The organism is Massilia sp. ST3 (assembly GCF_018119405.1).
Lineage (GTDB): Bacteria > Pseudomonadota > Gammaproteobacteria > Burkholderiales > Burkholderiaceae_D > Telluria.
The window spans coordinates 1-3,386 of the sequence record NZ_JAGPWC010000135.1; the positions used below are offsets into that span (position 1 = coordinate 1).

At 72.2% G+C, this 3,386-nt stretch carries 5 protein-coding genes; all 5 read left to right on the forward strand.

Annotated features, from left to right (window positions below; all coding sequences use genetic code 11):
* The coding region (locus KBW98_RS23595) for an SPOR domain-containing protein (protein WP_211522609.1) at nt 1–261 on the forward strand (261 nt) is incomplete at its 5' end.
* A gap of 8 nt (nt 262–269) precedes the next feature.
* A complete protein-coding gene (locus tag KBW98_RS23600) occupies nt 270–953 on the forward strand; it encodes a thiol:disulfide interchange protein DsbA/DsbL (protein ID WP_211522610.1) in 684 nt (227 codons plus the stop codon).
* A complete protein-coding gene (locus KBW98_RS23605; protein ID WP_211522611.1) occupies nt 950–1,744 on the forward strand; it encodes an SDR family oxidoreductase in 795 nt (264 codons plus the stop codon). Before KBW98_RS23600 ends, KBW98_RS23605 begins: the two co-directional genes overlap by 4 nt.
* Entirely contained in the window at nt 1,741–2,505 is a 765-nt protein-coding gene (locus KBW98_RS23610) for a biotin--[acetyl-CoA-carboxylase] ligase (RefSeq protein ID WP_211522612.1), read from the forward strand. Before KBW98_RS23605 ends, KBW98_RS23610 begins: the two co-directional genes overlap by 4 nt.
* Nucleotides 2,502–3,245: a type III pantothenate kinase gene (locus tag KBW98_RS23615; RefSeq protein WP_211522613.1), complete on the forward strand. Its 744-nt coding sequence runs from the start codon at nt 2,502–2,504 to the stop codon at nt 3,243–3,245. The genes KBW98_RS23610 and KBW98_RS23615 overlap by 4 nt, the downstream gene beginning before the upstream one ends.
* Nucleotides 3,246–3,386 lie beyond the last annotated feature (141 nt).

Genomic DNA, 3,386 nt, shown 5'->3' on the forward strand with positions numbered 1-3,386 from the left:
CCGGCGCCGTCCGCGGGCGCCGACAGCTATATCTATTACCTGCAGGCCGGCGCCTTCCGCGAGATGTCCGACGCCGAGAACACCCGCGCCAAGCTGGCCCTGCTCGGCTTCGAAGCGGCCATCTCGGACCGCAACACCGAAGGGGGCGTGCTGCACCGCGTGCGCGTGGGGCCGTACACCCAGGTCGAAGCCGTCAACAAGGCGCGCGCCAAGCTGCTCGACAGCGGCATCGACGTCGCCATCGTCCGCAACCAGAAATAAGGAAACGCATGCACGCCCTGCGCCGCCTGTTCTGCACCGCCACCCTGCTCGGCCTGGCAAGCCTGGCGGCTCCCGTCCTCGCCTCGAGCGCGGCGCCGAAGGATGGCGTCGAGTACAAGACCCTGCCCTCGCCCCAGCCGACCGACGCCGGTCCGCGCAAGATCGAGGTGATCGAGTTCTTCGCCTATTACTGCCCGCACTGCTACGCCTTCGAGCCGCTGCTGGCCGAGTGGGTGCGCAAGCAGGGCGACGCCATCGTCTTCAAGCGCGTGCACGTGCCGCGCGACGCCGGCGTCCTGCCGCAGCAGCGCCTGTTCTACACGCTCGAATCGCTCGGGCTGCTCGAGCAGTACCACGCCAAGGCCTTCGCCGCCATGCACGTCGAGCGCCTGCGCCTGGCGAGCGACGAGCAGGTGTTCGACTGGGCGGCGCGCGCCGGCATCGACCGCGCCCGCTTCATCGAGACCTACCGTTCCTTCGGGGTGCAGGCCAAGCTGCGCCGCGCCGCCACCCTGATGCAGGACTACGGCGTGACCCACTGGCCGATGCTGGCCGTGGACGGCCGCTTCCTGACCTCGCCCGGCATGGTGGCCGAAGGCGCCGAGGGCGGCCAGTCCGAAACCCAGCTGTTCCAGGGCACCTTGCAGGTGATGGACCAGCTGGTCGCGAAGGCGAAAGCCGGCAAGCAATGACCGGGCAGCCGGGACAGGCGCACCGGGTCTTCATTACCGGCGCCTCGAGCGGCATCGGCGCCGCCCTGGCGCACGAATACGCCGCACGCGGCGCCGTCCTCGGCCTGGTCGCGCGCCGGCGCGAACTGCTGGCCGAACTCGCGGCCGCGCTCCCCGGCGCCGGCCGGCACCGCATCTATCCGCTCGACGTCTGCGACCATGCCGCACTGGCCCAGGCGGCCGCCGACTTCCTGCAGGCCCACGGCGGCGCCGACATCGTCATCGCCAGCGCCGGCATCTCGCACGGCACGCTCACCGAGCGGCCCCAGGACCTGCCCGTCTTCGAGGCCGTGTTCGCCACCAACGTGGGCGCCACGGTCGCCACCTTCGCGCCCTTCATCGCCGCCATGAAAACCCAGGCCGGTCCCTGCCGCCTGGTGGGCATCGGCAGCGTGGCGGGCATCCGCGGCATGCGCGGCGCCGGCGCCTACTGCGCCTCGAAGGCTGCGGTGCACAGCTATTGCGAATCGCTGCGGCTGGAGCTGCACGACTCGAACATCCGGGTGGTCACCATCGCGCCCGGCTACATCGCTACTCCCATGACCCGCAACAACCGTTTTCCCATGCCTTTCCTGATGAGCGCCGAGCGCTTCGCCGCCCAGGCGGCTGCCGCCATCGCGCGCGGCGACAGCTACCGCGTCCTGCCCTGGCAGATGGGCCTCGTGGCCAGGCTGCTGCGCCTGCTGCCCAACGCTTTGTTCGACGCCGTGTTCTCGCGCGCCCCGACCAAGCAGCGCAAGGAGGAAGCATGAACGCCGCGAACATCGCCGCCCGGGCGCGCTGCGGGGTGGCCGTCGACGTGGTCCGTGAAACCGGCTCCACGAATGCCGACCTGCTGGCGCGCGCGGCCAGCCTGGCCGCGCCGCTGCTGCTGGTGGCCGAGCACCAGACCGCGGGCCGCGGACGCGCCGGCCGCAGCTGGCTGTCCTCGCCGGAAGGCTCGCTGACCTTCTCGCTGGCCTGGCGCTTCGAGGGCGGCCCGCAGGCCTTGACCGGGCTGCCGCTCGCGATCGGCGTGGCGCTCGCGGAAACCATCTCCGCGCTCGGCGTCCAGGTGCAGCTCAAATGGCCGAACGACGTGCTCAAGGACGGCGACAAGCTGGCCGGCATCCTGGTCGAGACCCAGAATGCGCCGGGAGGCGGGGTCTGGGCCGTGATCGGCATCGGCCTGAATCTCCTGATGCCGGACGAGATGGAAGCGCGCCTCGGGCGCAGCGCGGCCGGCGTGCCCTGGCTGGCGCGCATGGAGCGCGACACCCTGATGGCGGCCCTGCTCGACGGCCTGGCGGCCGCCTTGCGCGAATTCGCTGCGCGCGGCTTCGGCGCCTTCAGCGCGCGCTGGAACCTGCGCCATGCCTGGCAAGGCGAGACCGTGGTCCTGCTCGACGCCGGCAAGGTGGTGCAGGAGGGCCTGGCCGCGGGCGTGGACGACAGCGGCCGCCTGCTGCTCGATACGGCGGAGGGCCGCGTGCCGGTGCTGGCGGGCGACGTCTCGCTGCGGGTGAAGGCATGAGCGCCCTGCTGCTGGTCGACGCCGGCAACACCCGCATCAAGTGGGCCCTGGTCCAGGGCGGCGCGCCGCTGGGGCAGTGGCAGGCCGAGGGCGTGGCGCCGCACAGCGAGATGGAGCGCCTCGCGGCCCAGTGGCAGGCGCTGGGCGCCACCCGCGCGCTGGTGTCGAACGTGGCGGGACCGGAAGCGCGCGAACGCATCGCCGCCGCCCTGCGGCAGGGCAACCCGGGCTTGCCGGTCGAATGGTTCGCCTCGGTGCCCGAGCGCGCGGGCCTGCGCAACGGCTACCGCGAGCCGGAGCGCCTGGGCTGCGACCGCTTCGCCGCCGCCATCGGCGCGCGCGCGCTGGCGCCCGGCCAGGACCTGGTCGTGGCCACCTGCGGCACCGCCACCACGGTCGACGCGGTCACCGCCGACGGGCGCTTCCTGGGCGGGATGATCCTGCCCGGCCTGGGCCTGATGGCCGCCGCGCTGGCGCGCAATACCGCCCAGCTGCCCCAGGTCGGTCCCGGTGCGGTCCCGCCGCCCCTGTTCGGCGACAATACCGGCGATGCCATCGTTTCCGGCTGCCTGTCGGCCCAGGCCGGCGCGATCGAGCGCGCGGTGGCGGGCCATGGTGCTTCCGCCTGCATCCTGTCCGGCGGCGCCGCGCCATATATTGCGCCCGCGCTCAAGGTCAAGCACCGCCTGGCCGATAATATCGTGCTGGTCGGCCTGCATGCGGCGGCGACCGCCATCTGACAAGGATAGGAAAGTGCTGAAATTCGTCTTCTGGGCTTTGCTGGGGCTGAACGCCCTGCTGTTCGCCTACGGCCGCGGCTACCTCGGCACGCCCGCGGGCAGCGAGCGCGAACCCGCGCGCCTGAAGAACCAGCTCGCGGC

What these genes read in the sequence shown, in the direction of transcription:
- KBW98_RS23605 (WP_211522611.1), top strand. Translation starts at nt 950, where the DNA reads ATGACCGGGCAGCCGGGACAGGCGCACCGGGTCTTCATTACCGGCGCC.
- KBW98_RS23615 (WP_211522613.1), top strand. Translation starts at nt 2,502, where the DNA reads ATGAGCGCCCTGCTGCTGGTCGACGCCGGCAACACCCGCATCAAGTGG.
- KBW98_RS23600 (WP_211522610.1), top strand. Translation starts at nt 270, where the DNA reads ATGCACGCCCTGCGCCGCCTGTTCTGCACCGCCACCCTGCTCGGCCTG.
- KBW98_RS23610 (WP_211522612.1), top strand. Translation starts at nt 1,741, where the DNA reads ATGAACGCCGCGAACATCGCCGCCCGGGCGCGCTGCGGGGTGGCCGTC.